The sequence below is a fragment of the Blautia hansenii DSM 20583 genome (genome assembly GCF_002222595.2).
GTDB lineage: Bacteria > Bacillota > Clostridia > Lachnospirales > Lachnospiraceae > Blautia > Blautia hansenii.
This window is the reverse complement of the sequence record NZ_CP022413.2, coordinates 440,115-461,084: the sequence shown is the minus strand read 5'-3', so window position 1 is coordinate 461,084 and position 20,970 is coordinate 440,115. Positions and strand designations below refer to the sequence as shown.

20 protein-coding genes and 1 pseudogene are annotated in these 20,970 nt (G+C 38.0%); 3 read left to right on the top strand and 18 right to left on the bottom strand.

All coding sequences use genetic code 11. The features are described from left to right. Positions 1-10: 10 nt before the first annotated feature. The 3 genes from CGC63_RS02295 to CGC63_RS02285 all read right to left on the bottom strand — a co-directional run bounded on the left by CGC63_RS02295 (position 11) and on the right by CGC63_RS02285 (position 2,244). Positions 11-715: an ABC transporter ATP-binding protein gene (locus CGC63_RS02295; protein WP_004221273.1), complete on the bottom strand. Its 705-nt coding sequence runs from the start codon at positions 713-715 to the stop codon at positions 11-13. A gap of 3 nt (positions 716-718) precedes the next feature. Beyond that, positions 719-1,306, bottom strand: a complete 588-nt coding sequence (locus CGC63_RS02290; RefSeq protein ID WP_004221276.1) for a TetR/AcrR family transcriptional regulator — start codon at positions 1,304-1,306, stop codon at positions 719-721. 119 nt (positions 1,307-1,425) lie between these two features. Further along, positions 1,426-2,244: a DNA-3-methyladenine glycosylase family protein gene (locus CGC63_RS02285; RefSeq protein WP_004221279.1), complete on the bottom strand. Its 819-nt coding sequence runs from the start codon at positions 2,242-2,244 to the stop codon at positions 1,426-1,428. Positions 2,245-2,392: 148 nt separating this feature from the next. Here CGC63_RS02285 and CGC63_RS02280 point away from each other — a divergent pair, with 148 nt between their 5' ends. Beyond that, positions 2,393-3,328 (top strand): cation diffusion facilitator family transporter, encoded by a 936-nt coding sequence (locus tag CGC63_RS02280; RefSeq protein WP_009247195.1) that lies wholly within the window; start codon positions 2,393-2,395, stop codon positions 3,326-3,328. 266 nt (positions 3,329-3,594) lie between these two features. Here CGC63_RS02280 and CGC63_RS02270 read toward each other — a convergent pair whose 3' ends face one another. The 4 genes from CGC63_RS02270 to CGC63_RS02255 all read right to left on the bottom strand — a co-directional run bounded on the left by CGC63_RS02270 (position 3,595) and on the right by CGC63_RS02255 (position 6,365). Next, a complete protein-coding gene (locus tag CGC63_RS02270) occupies positions 3,595-4,926 on the bottom strand; it encodes an RNA-binding domain-containing protein (RefSeq protein WP_004221296.1) in 1,332 nt (443 codons plus the stop codon). Between the two features lie 28 nt (positions 4,927-4,954). Next, positions 4,955-5,377, bottom strand: a complete 423-nt coding sequence (locus CGC63_RS02265) for a hypothetical protein (RefSeq protein WP_009247197.1) — start codon at positions 5,375-5,377, stop codon at positions 4,955-4,957. 377 nt (positions 5,378-5,754) lie between these two features. Then, on the bottom strand, positions 5,755-6,123 hold the full coding sequence (locus CGC63_RS02260) for a recombinase family protein (protein WP_009247198.1): 369 nt from the start codon (positions 6,121-6,123) through the stop codon (positions 5,755-5,757). 71 nt (positions 6,124-6,194) lie between these two features. Then, entirely contained in the window at positions 6,195-6,365 is a 171-nt protein-coding gene (locus tag CGC63_RS02255; RefSeq protein WP_004221303.1) for a hypothetical protein, read from the bottom strand. A 387-nt stretch (positions 6,366-6,752) separates the two neighbouring features. Between CGC63_RS02255 and CGC63_RS02250 the strand changes: the two genes are divergently transcribed. Beyond that, positions 6,753-7,022: a hypothetical protein gene (locus tag CGC63_RS02250; RefSeq protein WP_009247199.1), complete on the top strand. Its 270-nt coding sequence runs from the start codon at positions 6,753-6,755 to the stop codon at positions 7,020-7,022. A 62-nt stretch (positions 7,023-7,084) separates the two neighbouring features. On the opposite strand, the gene CGC63_RS02245 is transcribed toward CGC63_RS02250, so the two are convergent. The 5 genes from CGC63_RS02245 to CGC63_RS02225 form a co-directional block, all read right to left on the bottom strand. Further along, positions 7,085-8,047, bottom strand: coding sequence for a carbohydrate kinase family protein (locus CGC63_RS02245; RefSeq protein WP_009247200.1), 963 nt, complete (start codon positions 8,045-8,047; stop codon positions 7,085-7,087). 95 nt (positions 8,048-8,142) lie between these two features. Beyond that, positions 8,143-9,627 carry a glycoside hydrolase family 32 protein gene (locus CGC63_RS02240; RefSeq protein ID WP_004221311.1) on the bottom strand — a complete coding sequence of 495 codons (1,485 nt, stop codon included), beginning with the start codon at positions 9,625-9,627 and terminating at the stop codon, positions 8,143-8,145. 11 nt (positions 9,628-9,638) lie between these two features. Next, positions 9,639-11,315, bottom strand: coding sequence for a type 2 periplasmic-binding domain-containing protein (locus tag CGC63_RS02235; protein WP_004221313.1), 1,677 nt, complete (start codon positions 11,313-11,315; stop codon positions 9,639-9,641). A 13-nt stretch (positions 11,316-11,328) separates the two neighbouring features. Continuing rightward, positions 11,329-12,225 (bottom strand): carbohydrate ABC transporter permease, encoded by an 897-nt coding sequence (locus CGC63_RS02230; protein WP_004221315.1) that lies wholly within the window; start codon positions 12,223-12,225, stop codon positions 11,329-11,331. An 18-nt stretch (positions 12,226-12,243) separates the two neighbouring features. Beyond that, the gene (locus CGC63_RS02225) at positions 12,244-13,182 is read right to left on the bottom strand and encodes an ABC transporter permease (RefSeq protein ID WP_004221316.1); all 939 of its coding nucleotides are present in this window, start codon (positions 13,180-13,182) and stop codon (positions 12,244-12,246) included. 342 nt (positions 13,183-13,524) lie between these two features. On the opposite strand from CGC63_RS02225, the gene CGC63_RS02220 reads away from it, so the two are divergent. Next, entirely contained in the window at positions 13,525-14,550 is a 1,026-nt protein-coding gene (locus CGC63_RS02220; protein ID WP_004221320.1) for a LacI family DNA-binding transcriptional regulator, read from the top strand. Positions 14,551-14,643: 93 nt separating this feature from the next. Here CGC63_RS02220 and CGC63_RS02215 read toward each other — a convergent pair. From CGC63_RS02215 to CGC63_RS02190, 6 genes and pseudogenes are all read right to left on the bottom strand, one after another. Continuing rightward, positions 14,644-14,880: pseudogene (locus CGC63_RS02215) on the bottom strand (S8 family serine peptidase); the annotation flags it as partial. A 318-nt stretch (positions 14,881-15,198) separates the two neighbouring features. Continuing rightward, positions 15,199-16,041 (bottom strand): hypothetical protein, encoded by an 843-nt coding sequence (locus CGC63_RS02210; protein WP_009247201.1) that lies wholly within the window; start codon positions 16,039-16,041, stop codon positions 15,199-15,201. 171 nt (positions 16,042-16,212) lie between these two features. Next, positions 16,213-16,431, bottom strand: a complete 219-nt coding sequence (locus CGC63_RS02205; RefSeq protein WP_004221339.1) for an alpha-L-rhamnosidase N-terminal domain-containing protein — start codon at positions 16,429-16,431, stop codon at positions 16,213-16,215. Between the two features lie 93 nt (positions 16,432-16,524). Continuing rightward, the gene (locus CGC63_RS02200; protein ID WP_004221341.1) at positions 16,525-18,267 is read right to left on the bottom strand and encodes a S8 family peptidase; all 1,743 of its coding nucleotides are present in this window, start codon (positions 18,265-18,267) and stop codon (positions 16,525-16,527) included. A gap of 94 nt (positions 18,268-18,361) precedes the next feature. Further along, entirely contained in the window at positions 18,362-19,126 is a 765-nt protein-coding gene (locus tag CGC63_RS02195; RefSeq protein ID WP_004221343.1) for a formate/nitrite transporter family protein, read from the bottom strand. Positions 19,127-19,215: 89 nt separating this feature from the next. Continuing rightward, the gene (locus tag CGC63_RS02190) at positions 19,216-20,901 is read right to left on the bottom strand and encodes a formate--tetrahydrofolate ligase (RefSeq protein WP_089438660.1); all 1,686 of its coding nucleotides are present in this window, start codon (positions 20,899-20,901) and stop codon (positions 19,216-19,218) included. Positions 20,902-20,970: the final 69 nt, after the last annotated feature.

Below are 20,970 nucleotides of genomic sequence, written 5' to 3'. Positions count from 1 at the left end.
CGCTCACCACCTACCATTCAATGGTTTCTACCGGAACAGGATTTGGATTTAATTCCATACCGGACACCCTTCCGTTCTTGATATGTATAATCCTGTCTGCCATAGGTGCAATGGCTGAATTATGCGTAATGACAATAACAGTCATTCCCTTTTGGCGGCAGGTATCCTGCAAAAGCTTTAAAATCGCCTTTCCTGTATTGTAATCCAAAGCTCCCGTAGGCTCGTCACACAGCAAAAGCTTCGGATTTTTTGCCAATGCTCTTGCTATGGACACTCTCTGCTGTTCTCCTCCGGAAAGCTGTGCCGGAAAATTATCCAGACGGTCTCCCAGTCCGACATCTTCTAAAACACTCTTTGCATCCAGCGGCTCTTTGCAAATCTGAAGCGCCAGCTCTACATTTTCCAGAGCAGTCAGATTAGGCACTAAATTATAAAACTGAAAAACAAATCCGATGTCATCTCTGCGATACCCTGTAAGCATTTTCGGCGTATATTTCGCCACATCCTTTCCGTCTACCAGCACTTTTCCCTCTGTGGCTGTATCCATACCGCCTAAAATATTTAAAACCGTTGTTTTACCGGCTCCACTGGGACCTACAATGACCACAAATTCACCTTTTGATATGGAAAAATCAATCCCATCTGCCGCACGGATTTCCACTTCTCCCATTTTATAAACCTTTGTTACATTTTCCAACTTTACATAATCTTCCATAGCTTATCCTCTCCCGGCTTCTTCCAATGCACCCTGTATTCCCTTTGTTAAAAGCTTTGCTGTAAGAGCTGCCATCCTTTTGGGACTTTCTTTAAAATCATGCTCCATCCAGTAACGCACAATCCCCATAGCACCGGTTGTGCAATAATAAAACTGTACCTGAAATTCCACAGACGCCTCGTTAAAGGTATTTGGAAAAGTATTCAAATACTTTACAAAAATAGACTCCACAAGTCCTTTTCCGCTTGAAACACTTCCCCTGTATCTCATAATCAGCCCACACTTTTCCCTCTCCTGATAAAGATACTCAAACACACTTTCCAAAACGACTTCCAGATTTTCCTTTAGCTGAGTCGTCTCCATTCCATCTGTCATTTCTTTTACTTTCCTGCACATATTTTCCTCGACTTCCGCCAGAATATCGTATATATCTGTATAATGAATGTAGAAGGTATTCCTATGTATATGCGCCGTTTCTGTAAGCTCCCGAATGGAAATTTCATTGATTTCCTTATGTTGCAGCAGCAGAAGCAATGCTTCCAATATATTCGCCTTCGTCTTTTCAATCTTCTTATTTCTATCTTTTTCCATGATTTTCTCCTATGCAGTTGCACATTTCCTCAGTTAAATTTTACTGTGCAGATGCACATTTGTCAACCTTCTGTAAAACAAAAAGAGCTGCCGCATCTGCAACAACTCTCCTGTTATTTCTATTCTGTTTTCTCTCCAAAAAGCTCATAATAAAAGATATATTGCTGCAAAACACCTTCAAAGCCTTTGTATCTGCGCTTCGGAAATCCCCTTTTATAATGCTTTTCAAGCGCCTGATTAATATGCGTATCTACCGGAAACGCCTCTAAATGATGAAGTCCAAAAAGGCAAATGCAATCTGCCACTTTCACCCCCACACCGAATATTTTAAGCAGCTCTTCTTTTGCTTTTGCATATTTCATCTTTTCAATCGCCTGCAAATCTATTTCACCGGCAACAACTGCTTTTGCCGCACGAACCACATATTTACTGCGATATCCCAAGTTACAGGCTTTTAAATCATCCTCTTCTAAACAGGCGAAAGCTTCTGCTTTCGGAAAAGCATAATAATGCTCTCCTGAAGCCGTTATTTTTTCTTCTCCGTATTCCCTGCAAATATTCTCAATACATCTTCTAATTCTTACAATATTATTTTGCTGAGAAATCAGAAAGGAAACAATCATTTCCCATAAGTCCTGTTTTAAAATGCGAATACCTCCGCCCAGCTTGGCTGCATTTACCAAATACGTGTCTTTGGGGTTAATTTTCTCTATGTAAAGCTTATAAGCTCTCTTTAAATCAAAATATTCTTCCCATACTTCTGTAAATTCTTCTAAAGAACAGTAAAAGATACTTTCTCCATCTTTTTGATAAACATCCAGATATCGTGCACCGACAATTATTCTATATTTATTTTCCGCCAGCTTTTTCATGCGAAAACACTGACCCGAATTACAAATTTGCTCTAAATCAAAGTTTTCTATTTGTTTTTTTACCATGTTTTTTCTTCCTAATATTTAAGATTTTACGAAAGCCAGTTACTTTCCATGAGAGGATTATACTGAAAATAAAATGGAAATTCAATATGGATTAGATGCTCGTCTAATGTTATAATGGTTTTCAAAAAATATGTTAGGAGATGAAATCGTGCACACCGAAAAGAAAGCACAAAAAAAAGAGAAGAAAGCCATGAGCGTTTCTTTATATGGAAACCTATTTTTCGTCATTGTAGAATTAGTAACAGCTATTATCACAAGCTCACAAGCTGTTTTGCTTGACGCTGTTTATGATGGCATAGAATTTTTCATGCTTTTACCTTCTATTTTTTTAATACCGTTACTATACAAACCATCCAATGAAAAACATCCCTTTGGTTATATGCAAATAGAAACTCTCTTTGTTGTAGTCAAAGGAATTATGATGACAGCCGTTACCATTGGGTTAATCGCAAACAACCTAAACCTTATGCTTCATGGCGGACATCTGATTGATTTTCAGTCCGTTGCCTACTTTGAACTGTTTGGATGTATTTTAGGTATCTCTGTATCTCTGTATCTTCGAAAAAAGAATAAAGCGATGAATTCCCCTTTATTAGAAACAGAAAGAAAAGGCTGGGAAATCGACAGTATTGTATCTTTGGGAATGACTGTGGCATTTTTGCTTCCTAACTTTTTGTTACATACGCCACTTGCTCCTGTTATTCCTTATATTGACCAGATTATCACCATTTTTCTTTCTATATTCATGCTCCCAATGCCAATTAAAACAGTAATTACAGGCATTCGAGACTTAATGTTAATACCGCCGGAACAGGAGACTATTGAAGATATTAAAAATACAGTAGAACCGATTATTGGCATTTATGGACATACACAGCTTTATTATGATATTGTCCGAACCGGACGAAAACTATGGATTAGCGTTTATATTACTTTTGACAAAGACACTATTTCTCTTTCACGGTTTAAGATTATTCAAGCCAGATGTATTCAAGCTCTTACAGAAAAATATTCCGATTTTTACTTTGAATTATTACCGGATATCGAATTTACAGGAACTGAAATTGAAAAATTAGAGGTTTAAATATACAGTAAAAAATATGCGGTTCTTTTGCCACGAAAATGGCTTAGAACTGCATATTTCTGTATAGAGGACGTTATAATATTGTTATCACAAATTTCTATCATTTTTATCTGCTTTTCCACGTTTTACATAAAGGCTAACAGCATTTGTTTTCTGAACCCATTTAGGAATACTTGGGGTAAATCTCAATAATACCGCTTGCTTTTTAAAGTGTTCAGATTCGAACACTTTAAATGCCAGATGGTATCATATAAAATTAACTTCTCTTAATCACTAATTTTAGTTTTAATTTTCCAGTAACCCTTTCGATCAGATCCTATCCGAACAATTTTTCCGTTTTCTTTTAATTCTTTTATAAGACGACTGACCTTTCTTGGACTTATATTCATTTGTTTTGCCATTTGTTTTGCCGTAATAGAAGGATTTTCGCTTAATATTTCCATAACTTTCCATATTTCTAAATTATCATTGCCTGTTTCATTGCCATTATCATCGCCATTTGCAATGATAATGGTTTCTTTTGGCAATGAAAATGGAAATTCGACTTTTATAAAATGCTCTGATATATGAAAAATACTTTTATCATACTCTTTCAAAATTCTACTCATTCCTGAGCCTAATTGTTCTACAAGACCAACATCTTTAAATACACGCATCAATTCACGATTTCTCGGCATACTACTACAACTAAAAAAATCTTCTTTACTTTGTCCCTGAATCAGTCCACCATAAGATGTGAAAACCATTTTATCATTGAAAATTTCAAAAACAGGTGGTATTTCTCTTGAAAAATCTGAATGTACAATTGCATTTATCACAGCTTCACGCATCGGAATAGGCTCTATCAAATTTTTTTCTACTCTCTTAGCATTTGTCACTTTTGCTCTAGTAATATTCTCAATTTTTAACTTTTCTAACACTTGATGTGTCGCTTTAATTAAAGAGCAATATCCATATTCTTCATTTTCAACTAAATCCACTTTGTCCGATCCAGCATATTTAGCAACTTTAATTGATACACCATTTTCATCTGCCAACAAATATGCAACATAATTGAACTTACCATCAGGTGTTAAAAGTTCTAACGAATTTGTAAACTTTTCATTCAGCTCCAATCCCCTCTCCTGATAATATATCTTCAATTGTGCAAAAGTAAGATCTTGTCTGGGAGATGTAATATTTCTCAAAGTATTATGTGTTCTTTTACTATAAAGACTATCAATCATTGCAGTTGACATTGGCTGAGACGATGTACCCATTCTTGTGAAGCAACCGTTTGGTGACATTCCATGTTTCTTTATATAATATGGTTTTTCTAATCCACTAGAAATTAAGATTTTTATTACGGAAATATTCTCTATCTCTTCAGTTACAATATCGAATAATCCTAAAGTTGATGGTAAAATATTATTTTTTATCCGATCTGCAATTTTCAATTGCATAGAATCGACATCTGAAACTCCAATTGGTTTCCCATTATCATCTACTCCAATATATAAAATGCCACCTTCTTTATTATTCAGAAAAGCTACCACTTCTTTTTCCAGTTTATCATTTAATTCCACTTTAAATTCTATGCGGTTACTTTCTTGGAACATTTCTCGTTCTCCTCTCTATATACCATTTTTATTTGCATTGCATCTTTATCTCTTCTATAGTATCTTTTAATTCACGCATTTTTGTCACAATTTCAAAATTTTCACCATTTAATTTCCAAATATCAATTGAGCTGATTGTTGTTGCCAGCTCTTTCTCCACTTTAATCATAGTATTATAAATTTGTATTTTTAGTGTATCTTCTACTTCATCAGCAATACTTTTCTTTTTATTTATGGTCACTTTCATATCCTTTGCATATAAACCACGTCCAACCCTTACAATCTCTTTTGTGTCAATTAACTGAGAAACGGCTCCTGATATTTGCCCTCTTGTAACATCTTTCTTGCTATTTAATATTATATACTCTTTAAAATCTGGCGCAGTATACATTCCTCCTTGCTTAACACATTCTTTTATTAACATTTTAATCTCAGCTGTTGATATTCTCATCTTACTCAATCTCCTTTGTTCTATTTTATCATTTTTTTCATTAGTTTTATCATTTTTCAATTTATTGTATATTTTATTTTTTATATTAAAATTATAAAACATATCATTATTATCTTCAATACTTTTTTTCTAATCAACAGTCTTTTGTATTTTTTTATTTTAACTTCATTTCTTAGGAAAACTATCCCCTAAGCACAGCACCCCCGAGGATGTCAAGTCATTGCTACAAACTTTTTGACCTTTTTTCCCTCGATTTTTCCCATAAAACCGTTGTTTTGGAACAGAGGACGTTATATTGTTGTCACAAAATCAGTAGGGAGGATGTAACGTCATTGCTACAAGTTTAGTAGTAGAGGACGTTACATTATTGCTACAAATCAAGTCAGTGCCTTCCATTCCACCTCCACTCTCCCATCATCATACACATATATACCTTTTTCTGGAAAATACTTTCCAAGGTAATAATTTGTGTCTATATGCTCACGTCCCAATCTGGAAACATCTTTGATAATCACCATATTAATTTTTCCCAGTTCGATATCTGCCAGCATTCTTCGGAATTCTGGTCTGTCAAAATTACTGCCGGAAATTCCATCATCCAAATAAGAGGAAACAAATGTAATATCTTGTTGTTCTGAAATATATTCCTGCCCCATTTTCACCTGAGAGTGTATACTGTTGCTGTATTTATCCACTTTTACAGCTTCCTCCACAGATACTCTGCAATAGATACCTGCATGGAACATTTTCTCACTCCTTAGTCTTGTATAGTCATTGCCTTTAATTGTCTTAATCTTGCAAAAGATATCAAGCAATGTCAACAGATACTTTTACGTTCAGTCAGATTCTTCACACACTGCGCCAGTGTTTTTTCTCCAGAAAAATGTACCCGAATCTGGTAGCCGCCATATTCATATTCCACTGCTGCTTTATTATCTATCAGTTTTTTCTGTTCCTCTTTTTCAGTCTCCATGAATCTTCCACTCATGTATATGCCTCCTTCAGCATACAGACCTCTTTACATCCTATGCTGGCAGGCATGTACAGAAGTTCTGTATTAGTTGAATTCGACTTTCGAAATTCTGATTTCATTTTATATGAACCCTTTTCAACACACATTGATGCCAAATTGAGGTTGAATTGATACTTTATTAATTTTTAATAGTTTTTTCTTTTACCAGAACGTATGTTTGTGATATAATTTTTAAAATACTTATAATGAATTCAATAGAAATATTGAAAATCTACTTTAGAAAGGACATGATACCTATATGGAACGATGTGATTTCTCTACACTAATGACAGTATTCCACAGGTATGTAACTATGCTGAGCTTCTGACCGACCTCGGCGAACCGGAACAAGGACTTTCTGCGTTGAAGAAACTAGCACGAATTGTAAAAGAATATAATTCTGAATGTTGCAGCGATTACGCAATCATTCTGGAATCTATGGGAGCGATTCTGCTCATGCTGGGAAAAATTTCAGAAGGAACGGAATATCTTAAACAGGAAATGCAGATTTATACAGAACTCTGGAAAGATGCACCGGAAAAGCCGGAAGCAAAATATCAGGAAATTGCAAATTTATATCCACAAGTCGGATTTGAAATTGCACAAAGATTTTTGTCCAATATCCAGTATTGATAATTTTAAGCCGGCATGATTATTCATAATCATGCCGGCTTATTCATTGAAAACTATAACTTTTAGACACTTATGTTTTCCACTTCTTCTCTTGATGGCATTACACGTAATGCACCTTTTCTCGTTGTGATAACAGAAGCTGCTGCATTTGCAAAGGTCAACATATCTTTAAGCTGTATACTATTTAAATTGTCCAGCCCATGCTCACAAATCCCATGAAGCATACATCCACAAAAAGTATCACCTGCGCCTGTAGTTTCAATGGTTTTTTCCTGTATAAATGCCGGAACCTCTACTTTCATATCCTTATAATAAGCTCTGCTTCCATCTTTTCCCATAGATAACAAAATAAGCGTAATATCTGGATATCTTTCTTTTATCCAGCAAATTCCTTCATCAAAATCTTCTTTTCCTGTCAGCCATTGAATTTCGTTATCTGATATTTTTAAGATGTCACAAAAACCAAGTCCATATAAAACTTGTTCCCTTGCTATTTCCATAGAATCCCAAAGAGGTTCCCTAATGTTAGGATCAAAGGATATGATAATCCCATTTTCCTTAGCAATATTTAACGCCTTTTTTGTTGCATTTCTCACACCATCATGGGTCATAGACAATGTTCCAAAATGAAATATCTTAGCATTTATAATTGCTTCTTCTGTCACTTCCTCTTCTGATAACATCATATCCGCTCCCGGTTTTCTATAGAAAGAAAAGTCCCTGTCTCCCCCTGGCATCGTATGTACCAGAGCGAGTGTTGTATGCACATCCTTATCCATATACAGATAGTCTGTATTAATCCCAACTTCAAGCAGTGCATCTCTTAGCTGTTCACCAAAAAAATCTGCTCCAACTTTTCCTATAAATGTGGTCTTATGTCCAAGTTTCTCCAACATGGCCAACACGTTACATGGTGCACCTCCCGGGTTCGCCTCAAACAGAGGATTTCCTTGTCCGCTGGCACCATTTTCTGTAAAATCAATTAAAAGCTCTCCTAATGCTATTACATCATATTTCTTCTCCATTTTGTTTTCCTCATATTTAAACTTTCTGAAAATAATAATATGAGAGTGTGGAAACCGGCACAGCCCCACACTCACATCTTTCATTTCTTCCACTTTTATTCTACAACAACATCGTGTTTCACTATATCTATATACGCTGTTCCGTCAGTTTTAAAAAGAATCTTGTCTGCATCCATTGGTGTGTAAATAAGAGAGGTCATCGCCTTTTCTCCGTCATTTGCAAATATTTCAACTGAGTACTTATCCATTACAACTCGCAACCTGATCTTACCATCTTGACTTTCCACTTTCATACTTCTCTGACAGATGAAATCTCTTCTGGATCCTGCATGATTACGGTCAAATGTCAGAATTCCCTTTTTTGCATTGTAAGAAATTTCTGTATAAAATTTCTGATTTTTTGCTAATTGAATTCGGAACTCCTCATAATCTCCTGCCTGAATATCAATCGTCATGTCAATTTCCCGGCCTGATACGCCTTCCAGTTCCATAGCTTCATGAACTATCACATCTTTATAGTTGACTGTATTGGCATAATAATTTTCCAGTTCTTTTACCGGAAGCTGATACAGGCGGCCATTCTTAATATGCAGTTCTCTCGGTACTGTCATCTGTCCTGACCATCGAAATTCTCCCGGTGTATTATAATTGTCCCAGGACTGCATCCATGCAATCATAATGCGGCGACCATCCTTGGTTTCTGTAGTCTGAGATGCATAGAAATCAAGCCCATAATCAATCGCACTTTCTGTCTCTCTCTCAAATTTCACCTGTTCCTTGTCAAAGTCGCCGATTAGACACAGCGTTCCATTACCACTGTGGAATTCCAGTCCTTCCGCACACATATCCTGCGGTGATGTCAAAATAACATATTTTCCTTCAAGTGGAAACATATCCGGGCATTCCCACATTTTCCCATATCGATTCTCACATTTATCCACAACGCCACAGTATTTCCACTGCTTCAGATCTTCTGACGAATATAACAGCAATTGTCCGCTTCCATCCTCATTTCTGTTTCCGACAATCACATAAAATGTATTTTCATCTTTCCAGATTTTTGGATCACGGAAGTCAACTTTGCTTGCTCCATCTGGAAGCATATCTGCTCCTATAATCGGATTCACATCTGACTTTTCATAATCAACACCGTCTCCAATCGCCAGACACTGTGTTTGACGTTCAAAGTGTTTTCCTTCCTCATCGTCTCCGACCACTACACCAGTATAAACCAATACATGTTTTCCATCATGTTCAATAGCACTGCCTGAAAAACATCCGAAACTATCGTATTCCTGATCCGGAGCCATGCAGACCGGCAAAAGCTCCCATTTGATGAAATCTTTTGATTTATAATGTGCCCAGTGCATCGGTCCCCATTGTGTTGTATACGGATGATACTGACACATTAAATGAACTTCATCTTGAAATATTGAGAAGCCATTCGGGTCATTGATCCAACCAACCGGTGAACAAGCATGAAAAGACGGTTTTTGTTCTATCGGAATTTTAACTGTTTCATTTTTCTCGTATTCTCTGGCTTTCTGCAGCGAACTACTCATTTTTATCTTATTTTCCATAAAATATGCTCCTATTTTTCCTCATTCAAAGATTTCTGGTACTCGTCAAAATATTTCTGTTTAATTGACAAATACTCCTGCAAACCATATTTATCCATATTCTTTAAATATTCATCCCATTCTTCTTCTATGCCGCCATTCAAAATCCAGCTCGCCTTCATCTGTTCTGCATATTTCTTTATATCTGTATCCAGTTGGGAAACCCTGTTGGTATCATCAATACTCATAAACACATTCGGATAGACATATTTGCTATTCATATCTTTCAGATAGGTTTCATGCATATTATCAAGTCTCCACTTCGCATCTGCAGGCTGTGTCACATATACATCATAATAATCATTCAGCACCGCAAGCGGACCGTTTACAGACTGTCTTTCACGTACCTCAACCGGTGAATTATCTCCCAGATCCATATGCTTCAGCATCTCTCCACCTTCGCTGTTTGTACTCATTTCAAATACGTTAGTGGCTCCCTTTTCTCCATAGGTTCCCCAGTTGTTCTGTGGAGACTGGATTGGTGCATACATCTGATCAATCCATGCTGCTGCCAATGCAGTATCTCTGCAACTCGTTGTAAGAACACATCGTCCACGGTCAAATCCACTCGTCTCACTGTTGTTTTGTCTTGTAACATTTACAAGTCCTTCCGGTCCGGCAAGTGCCGGCAGCATCACATAATCATCATAATTGTCAATATTTCCGATATCCCATGTAAAGCAAAGACCATATCTGTGATTCTTTCCTTTTGCAACATAAGTTGACCACTCTTGTGTAAATGCTTCCGGATCTACCAACTTTTCTTCAACTAATTTATGCAGCCATTCAATTCCTTCTTTGTAACCTTCCTGAACTGTCGTATAAATTACCTCTCCATCATCTGTCACTGCGAAATGATCTGTAGTATCTCCATATCCTTCGCCAAATCCATTGATTAAAATTGCCGGATCCTGGTCTCCATTATTAATGATAAATGACATTGGGATTACATCCCCCTCTACACCGCATTCTTCCTGAATCTTATCTGCGTTATCACGGAATGCAATTAATACCTGCTCCAGTTCTTCTGTTGTAGACGGCACCTCAAGTCCAAGGCAATCCAGCCATTTTTTATTAATGTATGGAATGTCACCGATTGCCTGAATTGCTTCTTTTCCTTCTCCCAACTGTTCAATCCACGGGAAGGAGTAAATATGTCCGTCCGGAGCAGTAACCATGGTTCGATATTCTGGATATTTTTCAAAAACAGCCTGTAAATTTGGCATGTATTTGTCAATCAGATTTTCCAAAGGAATAATGATTCCCTGTTTCGCATATCTCAGCAAATCATAATCGTTCATTCCTGCTGTAAACAATCCGTCCGGAAGACTTCCAAACTGTGCCAGTGCCAGATTCTTTTTATCAGCAAACTGATCTGCCACAAAACAGGTCCAGTCAATTTCTACATTTGTCTGTTTCTCTATGCGCTGAAAAATTAATCTTTCATTCGGATCCTGTGTACTTGTTGCCGGTGCACTTGTAATAAAGGACAGTTCTTTTTTCTCTTTTAGCGGGAAAGTCACTTCTTCTACTGGTGTATCAGGATTTGTATCTGCAACCTGTGCACTCTCTCCACCACATCCGACAAGGGAAACTAGCATAAGCAGTGATAACCCCAGAGTAAACAGATGTTTCATTCTCTTCTTCATCACACTTTCCTCCTTAACCTTTTACAGAGCCTACCATAATTCCCGAATCAAAATATTTCTGGAAAAACGGATACATAATTAACAATGGTAAACTGGACACTACGATTGTTGCATATTTCAGAAGCTCTGCAACCTTTGCCATCTCAGCTGTGCTTTGAATATCCGCAATCATACCAGGCTGTGGGGTATTCTGTACCAGAATTGAACGAAGCACTAACTGTAACGGCTGTAAGTCTGCGTCATTCAAATAAATCATAGCATCAAAATAGCCATTCCACATTCCTACAAAAGACCACAATGCTAATACTGCAATAATCGGTTTACACACCGGAAGCATTATTTTAAAAAAATGCTGAATCTCACTTGCTCCATCGAGCTGAGAGGCTTCACGTAGCTCTTTTGGTATGGATTGATAATAAGTTCTTGCAAGAATCATATTCCATACATTGAATGCACCAGGAAGTAAAATTGCCCAGATTGTATTTACCAAATGTAATTGATTAACGAGAATAAACGTTGGAATTAATCCACCATTAAAAAACATTGTGATAATAAAAATTGCATTAAAAAATTTTCTACCTACAAATTCTTTCTTGGACATCGGATATGCTGCCAGTATTGTAACAAACACTGATATTACCGTAAATGCAATAGAATAAAAGAAAGAATTGGCAAATCCTCTCCATATCATTTTGTTTTCGAGTACGCGTTTGTATGCATCCAGAGTCCAGTCTTTTAAATGGAAACTAATTCCCTGATTGTTCAGTACATTCGGATCCATGAAAGAAGCAATTACGACATAAACCAGAGGAATTAGAATTGCAAGAGCAAAAACACCAAGAAGTGTATATCCAATGGACAGAATTATTTTATCGGACATTCCAAATTTCATTTTTCTTCGATTTTCCATTTTTCAAATTCCCCCTTTTTATAATCCTTCACCATCGTTCAGTTTTGCTACTACTTTGTTCACAAAAATCAACAGAATAATGTTAATAATAGAATTAAATAATCCAACTGCTGTAGAATATCCATAATCACCGTTCAGCAAACCAATTCGATACACATATGTAGAAAGGATTTCTGATGCCGGAAGGTTCATATCAGTTTGCAGTGCATATGCTTTTTCAAATCCAATACTCATGATATTTCCTGCCTGCAGAATAAACTGAATTACAATAATATTTTTAATTGCAGGTAACTGTACATACCATATCTGCTGGAAAATATTCGCTCCGTCTACAATCGCAGCCTCTTCAAGGTCTTTACTTGCATTAGACAAAGCAGCCGTATACATGATAGACGCCCATCCGGCTCCCTGCCAGATTCCGCTGGCTATATAAATAGTACGGAATGCCTCCGGCATGGTCATCCAGTTTGTATCACTACCAAAAACCTGATTGATTGGTCCTACCGGTGACAAGAACATTCTGACCATACCACAGAGTACGATGACGGAAATAAAATTCGGTGCATAAATCAAAAGCTGGATTTTCTTTTTTATTCCGGTTCTGCGAATCTGGTTCAATAAAAGAGCAAGAATAATCGGTATCGGAAATCCCCACAGCAAACTATAGGCACTCAATTTCAATGTATTCAGAAGATATTTCATAAAATCCGGAGACGATAAAAATCTTCTGAAATAATCCAGTCCTACCCACTGGCTGCCAAACACCCCTTTTATGACATTGTAATCCTCAAAAGCAATTAATACTCCTCCCATGGGAATATACTTGAAAATGATTGTCAACAGAAGGGCAGGCATTAAAAAAAACACATATAACTGCCAGTTTCTTTTGATATAGCCAGCTTTTTGACGAACTGTCTGCCGACTTGCCGAAGCACTTTTTGCATTACGAAAACTCATCGTTCCCTCTCCTCTCTTTTACATTTGCACTATTCCTTTGCAAGTTTGTCTCATTTTCTTGGTTTGTTGTGCAATTTGTACTTTTTCTTGGATATATATTATCATTTGCACAGCATTTTGTCAATTGTATTTTTGCATTTATTCCTTTTTATTTTTATATTTGCACCTTTTCGTGTCGCAAAAAAGTATAAATTTAACCTATGAACCAATTATTATTCTATTATATTTTTACATTTGACAAATTCCTTTAAATACGTTACATTTAATAACAAAGTATAACTATTTCACATAAATGGACTTATACGTATTATACCACCATTACATTCAAAACAGGAGGTGTCTATGGGAAAACGAATTACCATTCAAGATATAGCAGATTCATTAGGGGTATCAAGAAACACAGTGTCAAAGGCAATAAACAATACCGGCGTGTTGGCTGATGCTACAAGAGATAAGATTTTACAAAAGGCTGCCGAATTGGGTTATAAGCAGTTTTCTTATCTCTCGCCTGCAGTCTCTGTTCCCAAGCCTGAAATTTGTGAGATTGCTCTTTTTACCCGTGCCATGCCGAATAGTTCTCACTTCGGTTCTAAACTACTGAATACCTTTCAGGAAAAAATCAGTTCTAACGGGTACAGATTGTCGTTTTACCTTATTCGTGAACAAGAATTTACAGATTTACTTCTTCCAGCTGGGTTTGATCCTTCAAACAGTGCCGGAATTATTTGTTTGGAATTATTTGATTGCGCATACAGTCAGATGCTCAGCAAACTTGACATTCCTCTGCTTTTTACAGATTGTGCTGCGAACATCGATTTCACTACTATTGATGCTGATTTTCTGCTTATGGAAAACAGAAACAGCATTTCCAGCATTGTGCAATCTCTCATAAAAAATGGACAGCATAGACTTGCATTTGCAGGAAATATTAATAACTGCCAATCATTCTTTGAACGATATCAGGGATTTTGTGATGCACTCAGCCTCTCTGGTCTAAAACCTGTTACTGACATACTCTTAGCAGACGAGCCCTTCCATACGATTGAGCAGCTTGCATCGTATATCAGACAACTCCCTGAACTGCCAGATGCATTTATATGTGCTAACGATTTTGTCGCTATGGATCTCATTAAGGCCTTAAAGCAATGCGGCTTGTCAGTTCCTGAAGATGTAAAAATTACAGGATTCGATAATTCTGCTGAGTCTCGGATTATTGAACCACATTTAACCACTGTCCATATTCCAAGTTCTGCTATGGGATATATTGCTGCAGAACTTCTTCTTTCCCGTATTGAAGAACCGGGTATTCCATATCGTACAACTTACGTTCGCACTGTGATAAAATACCGGGAATCATCTCATTGCTAATTTTCTGCATATTAAGCTACAAGGGAATCCTAACTGCCCCTTGTGGCTTTTTCTACCTAATGCTTTATCTCAAAGGATCTCACATCTTTAAACATTTCCAAAGCTTAAATTGATCGCAATTGGTCTTCCAAGCCGTATAGCCTGCCGAACCAGATAATCTACACCTTGCATCAGCTCTGTAGTTCTTGGAAAAGAGTCCTGTCTTGGAATTCCCATTTTCACAACCAGAAGGTCACTTTCATATGCCACACCCCGGTTCACTGCACCACGGGTAAAATCGCTACCAGCTGCCACTCCAAGCACAGCAGTTCCATGACCGCTTACATCTTTCTTCTTTAAAGAAGATTTTGTCTTATTGGATTATTTATGATTTTTATTGTATAATATCGTAAGAAATTACCATTTTCCCATAACGATCCGCAGGTATCGTAGTTGGGAGCTAAACTGGTTTTCACAATGCAGATTATTTTTGCAGAGCTTTCAAAAAGCACTACCAGACAACCCCTGGGGGAATATCGGAAAGAAAAGTGGGATAAATAGCTGCTCTTTGAACAACTTCTGTAATTTATGTCTGTTTTGTTCTGCTCATTCATTATTCTTCAGAATTAAACAGTTCCATCAGCAACTCTTTTTCTTCCTGCATTACCTTCAGTACATACTTGTCAAAATGTCTTGCATCCTGAGTTTTTGAGCCGAACTCGTAGGTTTCCTGTCCGTAGTCCATAACATCAAAACCAAAAATTGCTTTGTTTGCACCTTTGGTTCTGTAAGAAGCTGCGTCAGCAAGGGTAAATCCAAGTCGTCTTCCTTAGCTGATCCGTTTCCATCCGGTTCATTTCCATCCGGCGCTCCACCCATCATTCCTCCAGGACCTGCATTTTCCCCGGACTGTCCCTTGGCGTATCTTCCTTCCAGAAATGCCTGTGTCTTCTCTTCTGTTGTCATCTCAGCCACAGCTTCATCACTGAGAGCATTTCCATCGCTGTCAAACCAGGTCCAGTCATCTGCGTAATCCAGATTTTCCAGATACCATTCCAGACTTTTCTCAAATTCCTTCAGATAAAAAGTGAGATACGTGCCTCCATATCCATTTGTATCTGCATATTTTTCCGCATCATACTCTATAGTCAGGTCTGCCACATCCTCTTTGTCCCCATCTTCATTGAGGTCAATATCCACAGCAGCCTCGCTGACACTTAAATTCTGGTCATTGATATAATCCATATATTCCTGAGACAAATATTCTGCCATCTTTTTCTGAAAATCAGTATTGAACTCATAATCTGTATCCAGATAATATTCAAATGCCATAGCCATATCCGCTTCCTGCAAAGAGGTAATGGCACTGTATGCAACGCAGCCCCATACACCATCTGAAATTTCTGTTCCGTCAGCTTCTATGGTCTCAGAATAAGTTCCGTCTTCATGCGGTTCGCTTTCTCTAATGGAGTAACCATTTTTCCTGTGATTTTCCAGGCTGGATAAATCCATAATGCCCCTAAGATTACGGCAGCCGCCAGGGAAAGAATGAAATACCTTTTCTCCTCCATTCTTAAAGATGAAGTATCCGCAAAAGCAATAAGCAGTTCTCCTTCATGAACAGATATTTCAAACTGATAATTTTGATAGCTGCCGCTGGTTTTTCCTGTCAACAAAATAGCTTCAGCAGTTTCCAACTGTGATCGCAATTTTATTATCTGTGGCAAGCATTTCTGTCACATCATAAATCTGATACTGTAATCTGTTATGATAGCTTGTCCAGCCCGGTGCCATACGATAATCACCTACGGTCTGTCCATTCAGAGATGCCTCATATACTCCATGTGCTGTTGCATACAGGCGGCCTTTCTTTACCTTTTTTCCTGAATCCGTGAAGTTCACGGATTCAGGTTTAACTATAACTATTTTTCATGCTTATCGAAATACATATTATACTCATTTCATGATTCCGCATTATATATTTCTAAAATCATTTCACTCTGGCAGGCTATCCCTGACACACAGTGCCCCATACCCAATACGATTATTAGGATATTCCCCGCCTAAAAGCGGCCTTGCTCCTCTTCTTAAATATGCCTTTACCTTCTCTCCGTACAAGAAAGGATCATTTCCTTTTATAATTCCCCATTCCATCATCAGTGCTGCAGCCCCCGTAACAAAAGGCGTTGCAAAAGAAGTTCCTGCTCTGTTATCATACCCTCCTCCCACTGCTGTTGTACGAATATCCACACCCGGAGCTGCCAAATCCGGTTTGACCGCATTTACCACTCTTGTGTAACCCCTTCCGGAAAAATCTGCGTAAGACATATATCTGGAATTGTATGCTCCCACAGAAATCACCCGCCCTGCCGTAGATGGAATGGTCAAGGTTGTTTCCGGTGTCGGAGAAGAAAATCTTGTTCCCTCATTTAAAATCCCGCCTCCCGGAAGCCACAAATCAAAAGAACCGTCCACAACTTTTGAAGGTATCAACTGAATTTTCCACACACCGCTGTCGATATACTGATTTTTTGGAAGCATATCTATATAAATTTCCTGTGAAAGACTGTATGGACTGGGTTCTCCATAATAGATTAACAGCTCCGTATTTTGAATAGTAAAACGCTGCGGTCCTAATATTTGCTTAAAAGGACCTACCCTTTCGCCATTGGGATGTATCAATACAAATTCCATCTCATCCACATACTGTTTCCAAATCTGTACGCTCATCCCCGTTTCATACTCGCTGATATATAGTGAAATCTCTTTTGTCTCACCTTCTGTCAATTTTCCCGAAGTATGAATAGCCGCACTTCCTTCATTCCCCATTCCTACACAAATTACTGTTTTTCCCGACAATGCCGCATTATCCAAATACGTTTCGATAAGTGACTCCCCACTATGAGAGCCATAATTATTGCCAAAACTGAGATTTAAAGCCAGCGGCATCTGCAAATCGATTGCCTGACGAATTGCATAATCAATTCCCTGCATAAGCTCTGTGGTTCTGGGAAATCCATCTTCCAAAGGCGTTCCCAGTTTTACAACCAGCAAGTCACTTTTATAAGCCACTCCTCGATAAACACCTTGCGAAGCCGCCCCATTTCCGGCTGCAATTCCCATCACTCCGGTGCCATGTCCGCTTAAATCACGACTGGGAACGATTTTTTCCATTTCCCTTTTATTTTCCTGCTTCAATGCCTCATCAATCTGCTCCTTTGTATATTCCGTTCCTATAAAATAGCCTTTCGGTGGATTTCCCTGTATGGTTTGATCCCACAGACGTAATATTCTGCTGCTCCCATCAGAATTACGAAAATCAGGATGGCTATAATCAATGCCTGAATCAATACATGCAACCAACACGCCTTCTCCTGTCAGCGCTTCTCCCAAAGGCGAAAACTCACTTTGTACTGCTGTCATGCAGGAAGCACTTTTTCCTTGATTTACTGCAAAGAATAAACGCTTTGGTTTCTCTACAAACTCTATCTGCGGATTTCGTGATAATTCCTCTATTCTGCTTTCTGGAATGCGTATAATGGCAAATTGATTTAAAAGTTCTACTTTTGGAATATCTTCTCCCAGCACTGCACTCAAATCACCGGAAAACTTTATAATCAGCTCCCAGTTTTTTTCTTCTGTATTATACCCTACGTTTAACTGTGATGATTTCATTCTCTCCTCTTTTGTAGCACTTAAAGCTAAATTCAAAAGATTTTCTAATTTTTGATTTTGCATATTCTATCCCCCTTTCTCCATCTTACGCTTTATGAATAAGGATAGAACGAAAAAGAGCTGCCTTAACAGACAGCTCTACTTTCTTATTCTTATTTTATTTTTCTTTTGAAATCAAATGATATGGAAATGCTACTCCTAAGATACCTCCAACCATATTTCCAAGGGTAACAACTACTACATTATATAAATATGCACCAATTCCAACTTTTCCTGTAAAAAGAGAAATTCCAATGCTGCTCATATTTGCAATACTATGTTCAAATCCACATACCATAAATACAAAAATACACCAGAAAATCATAATCAATTTACCTGATTCAGACTTCATTTTTATTCCACACCATACAGCAAGACATACTAAAATGTTACACAATACCGCTTTGAAAAACAATGGCATTGGTGCAGTAGTCGTCTTTGTAATTGCAAGATTTTCAAAATAATTGCCAATTGCACCTGTAGGAACTTTTGTAGCTATAAAAAGAGCAGAAGATAAAAGAGAACCAACCAGGTTTCCAATCCAACATACACACCATAATTTACAGGCATCTCCCCATGTAGCAGTTTTTCTAAATGCTGCTGCTGACATAAGAAAATTATTTCCTGTAAATAAATCCGCTCCTGCCATGATAACTAAGCTAAGTGCTGCTGCAAATGCAGCACTCTGTGCCGGTTTTGCCCAAATTGCTGCTGTTTCTGAAGTTGATAAATGACCTGCAAGTGTAAATGCCAGAAATCCCCCCATTGCAACAAACATACCAGCAAGCATAGACGCCACAAAATATCCCAGCGGATTGGTTTTCAGTAAATTTAATTTTGTTGCCGCAGAATTACAAACGGCTTTATATTCGTCTTTATACATACTTATTTGCTCCCTTCAAGCCCAAAATTTTCTAATACGTAGAAAGCTGCTGCACCACATTTGTCATGCAGCAGCTATATGTTTATTTCTTAGAAAAGACCGGTAATTTTACCTGTTTCATCTACGTCAATCTTCTCAGCAGCCGGTACTTTTGGAAGTCCTGGCATTGTCATGATTTCCCCTGTCAATGCTACAATAAATCCTGCACCTGCGGAAATCTTCAGATTTCTTACAGTTACTTCAAAGTCTGTAGGTGCTCCTAATTTTGTCTGATCATCTGTCAGACTGTACTGCGTTTTCGCAACACAGATTGGGCAGTTTCCGTAACCCAGTGCTTCTAACTGTGCTGCCTGTTTCTGTGCATTTGCTGTCAGAACCACTCTCTTACCACCGTAAATCTTCTGTACAATCTGGTTCAGCTTATCTTCAATACTTCCCTCTAAGTCATAGGAGAATGTGAAATCGTTTGGTTCTTCTACCAGACGGATAACTTCTTTCGCCAGTGCAATTCCGCCTTCGCCGCCTTTTGCCCATACTTCAGACAGTGCAACGTTTACGCCCAGCTCTCTACATTTGCTTTCTACTAAGTCAAGCTCTGCCTTTGTATCGGTTGGGAATGCGTTGATTGCTACAACACATGGAAGTTTATATACATTTTTAATGTTGCTTACATGTTTTAACAGGTTTGGAAGTCCTTTTTCCAGAGCTTCTAAGTTTTCGTTATTTAAGTCTGCTTTTGCTACTCCGCCGTTGTATTTTAATGCACGAACGGTTGCTACGATTACAACTGCGCTTGGAGTCAGACCGGCCATACGACATTTAATGTCTAAAAATTTCTCTGCACCTAAGTCAGCGCCGAAGCCTGCTTCTGTGATTGCGTAATCCCCTAACTTCATAGCCATCTTTGTTGCGATTACAGAGTTACATCCGTGAGCGATGTTTGCGAATGGTCCGCCGTGTACGATTGCAGGTACATGCTCTAAGGTCTGTACTAAGTTTGGTTTTAAAGCATCCTTTAACAGTGCACACATAGCGCCTTCTGCATGTAAATCATGAGCTGTTACCGGTTTCTGTTCAGAAACTTTTCCATAAGTATATCCAACGATAATACGTCCCAGTCTTTCTTTTAAGTCTGTGATGTCTTTTGCAAGACACAGAACTGCCATGATTTCGGAAGCTACGGTAATATCATAACCGTCTTCTCTTGGCATACCGTTTGTCTTTCCGCCCATACCGTCAAGAACAAAACGAAGCTGACGGTCGTTCATATCCACACATCTTCTCCATGTAATCTTTCTTGGGTCGATGTTTAATTCATTTCCCTGATAAATGTGGTTATCCAGCATAGCTGCCAGAAGGTTATTTGCTGCACCGATTGCATGGAAGTCACCGGTAAAGTGCAGGTTGATATCTTCCATTGGAACAACCTGTGCGTATCCGCCGCCTGCTGCACCGCCTTTTACACCGAAAACAGGTCCCAGTGAAGGCTCACGCAGAGCAACCATAACATTTTTACCAAGTCTCTGCATACCGTCTGCAAGACCAACCGTTGTTGTTGTTTTTCCTTCTCCTGCCGGTGTCGGATTGATTGCTGTAACGAGAATTAATTTTCCGTTTGGCGCATCGGACTCTTTTAATAAATTGTAGTCAATTTTTGCTTTGTACTTTCCGTACTGTTCCAGATATTTGTCATCAATACCTGCTTTCTCTGCAATTTTTGTAATTGGCTCCATTGTGCACTCCTGTGCGATTTCGATGTCTGATTTGAATCCCATAGTAACATCCTCCTTGAAAATAATTTTTACTCACCCTTTTCCCATTCTCCGCAAGAGATGAAAAAAGGG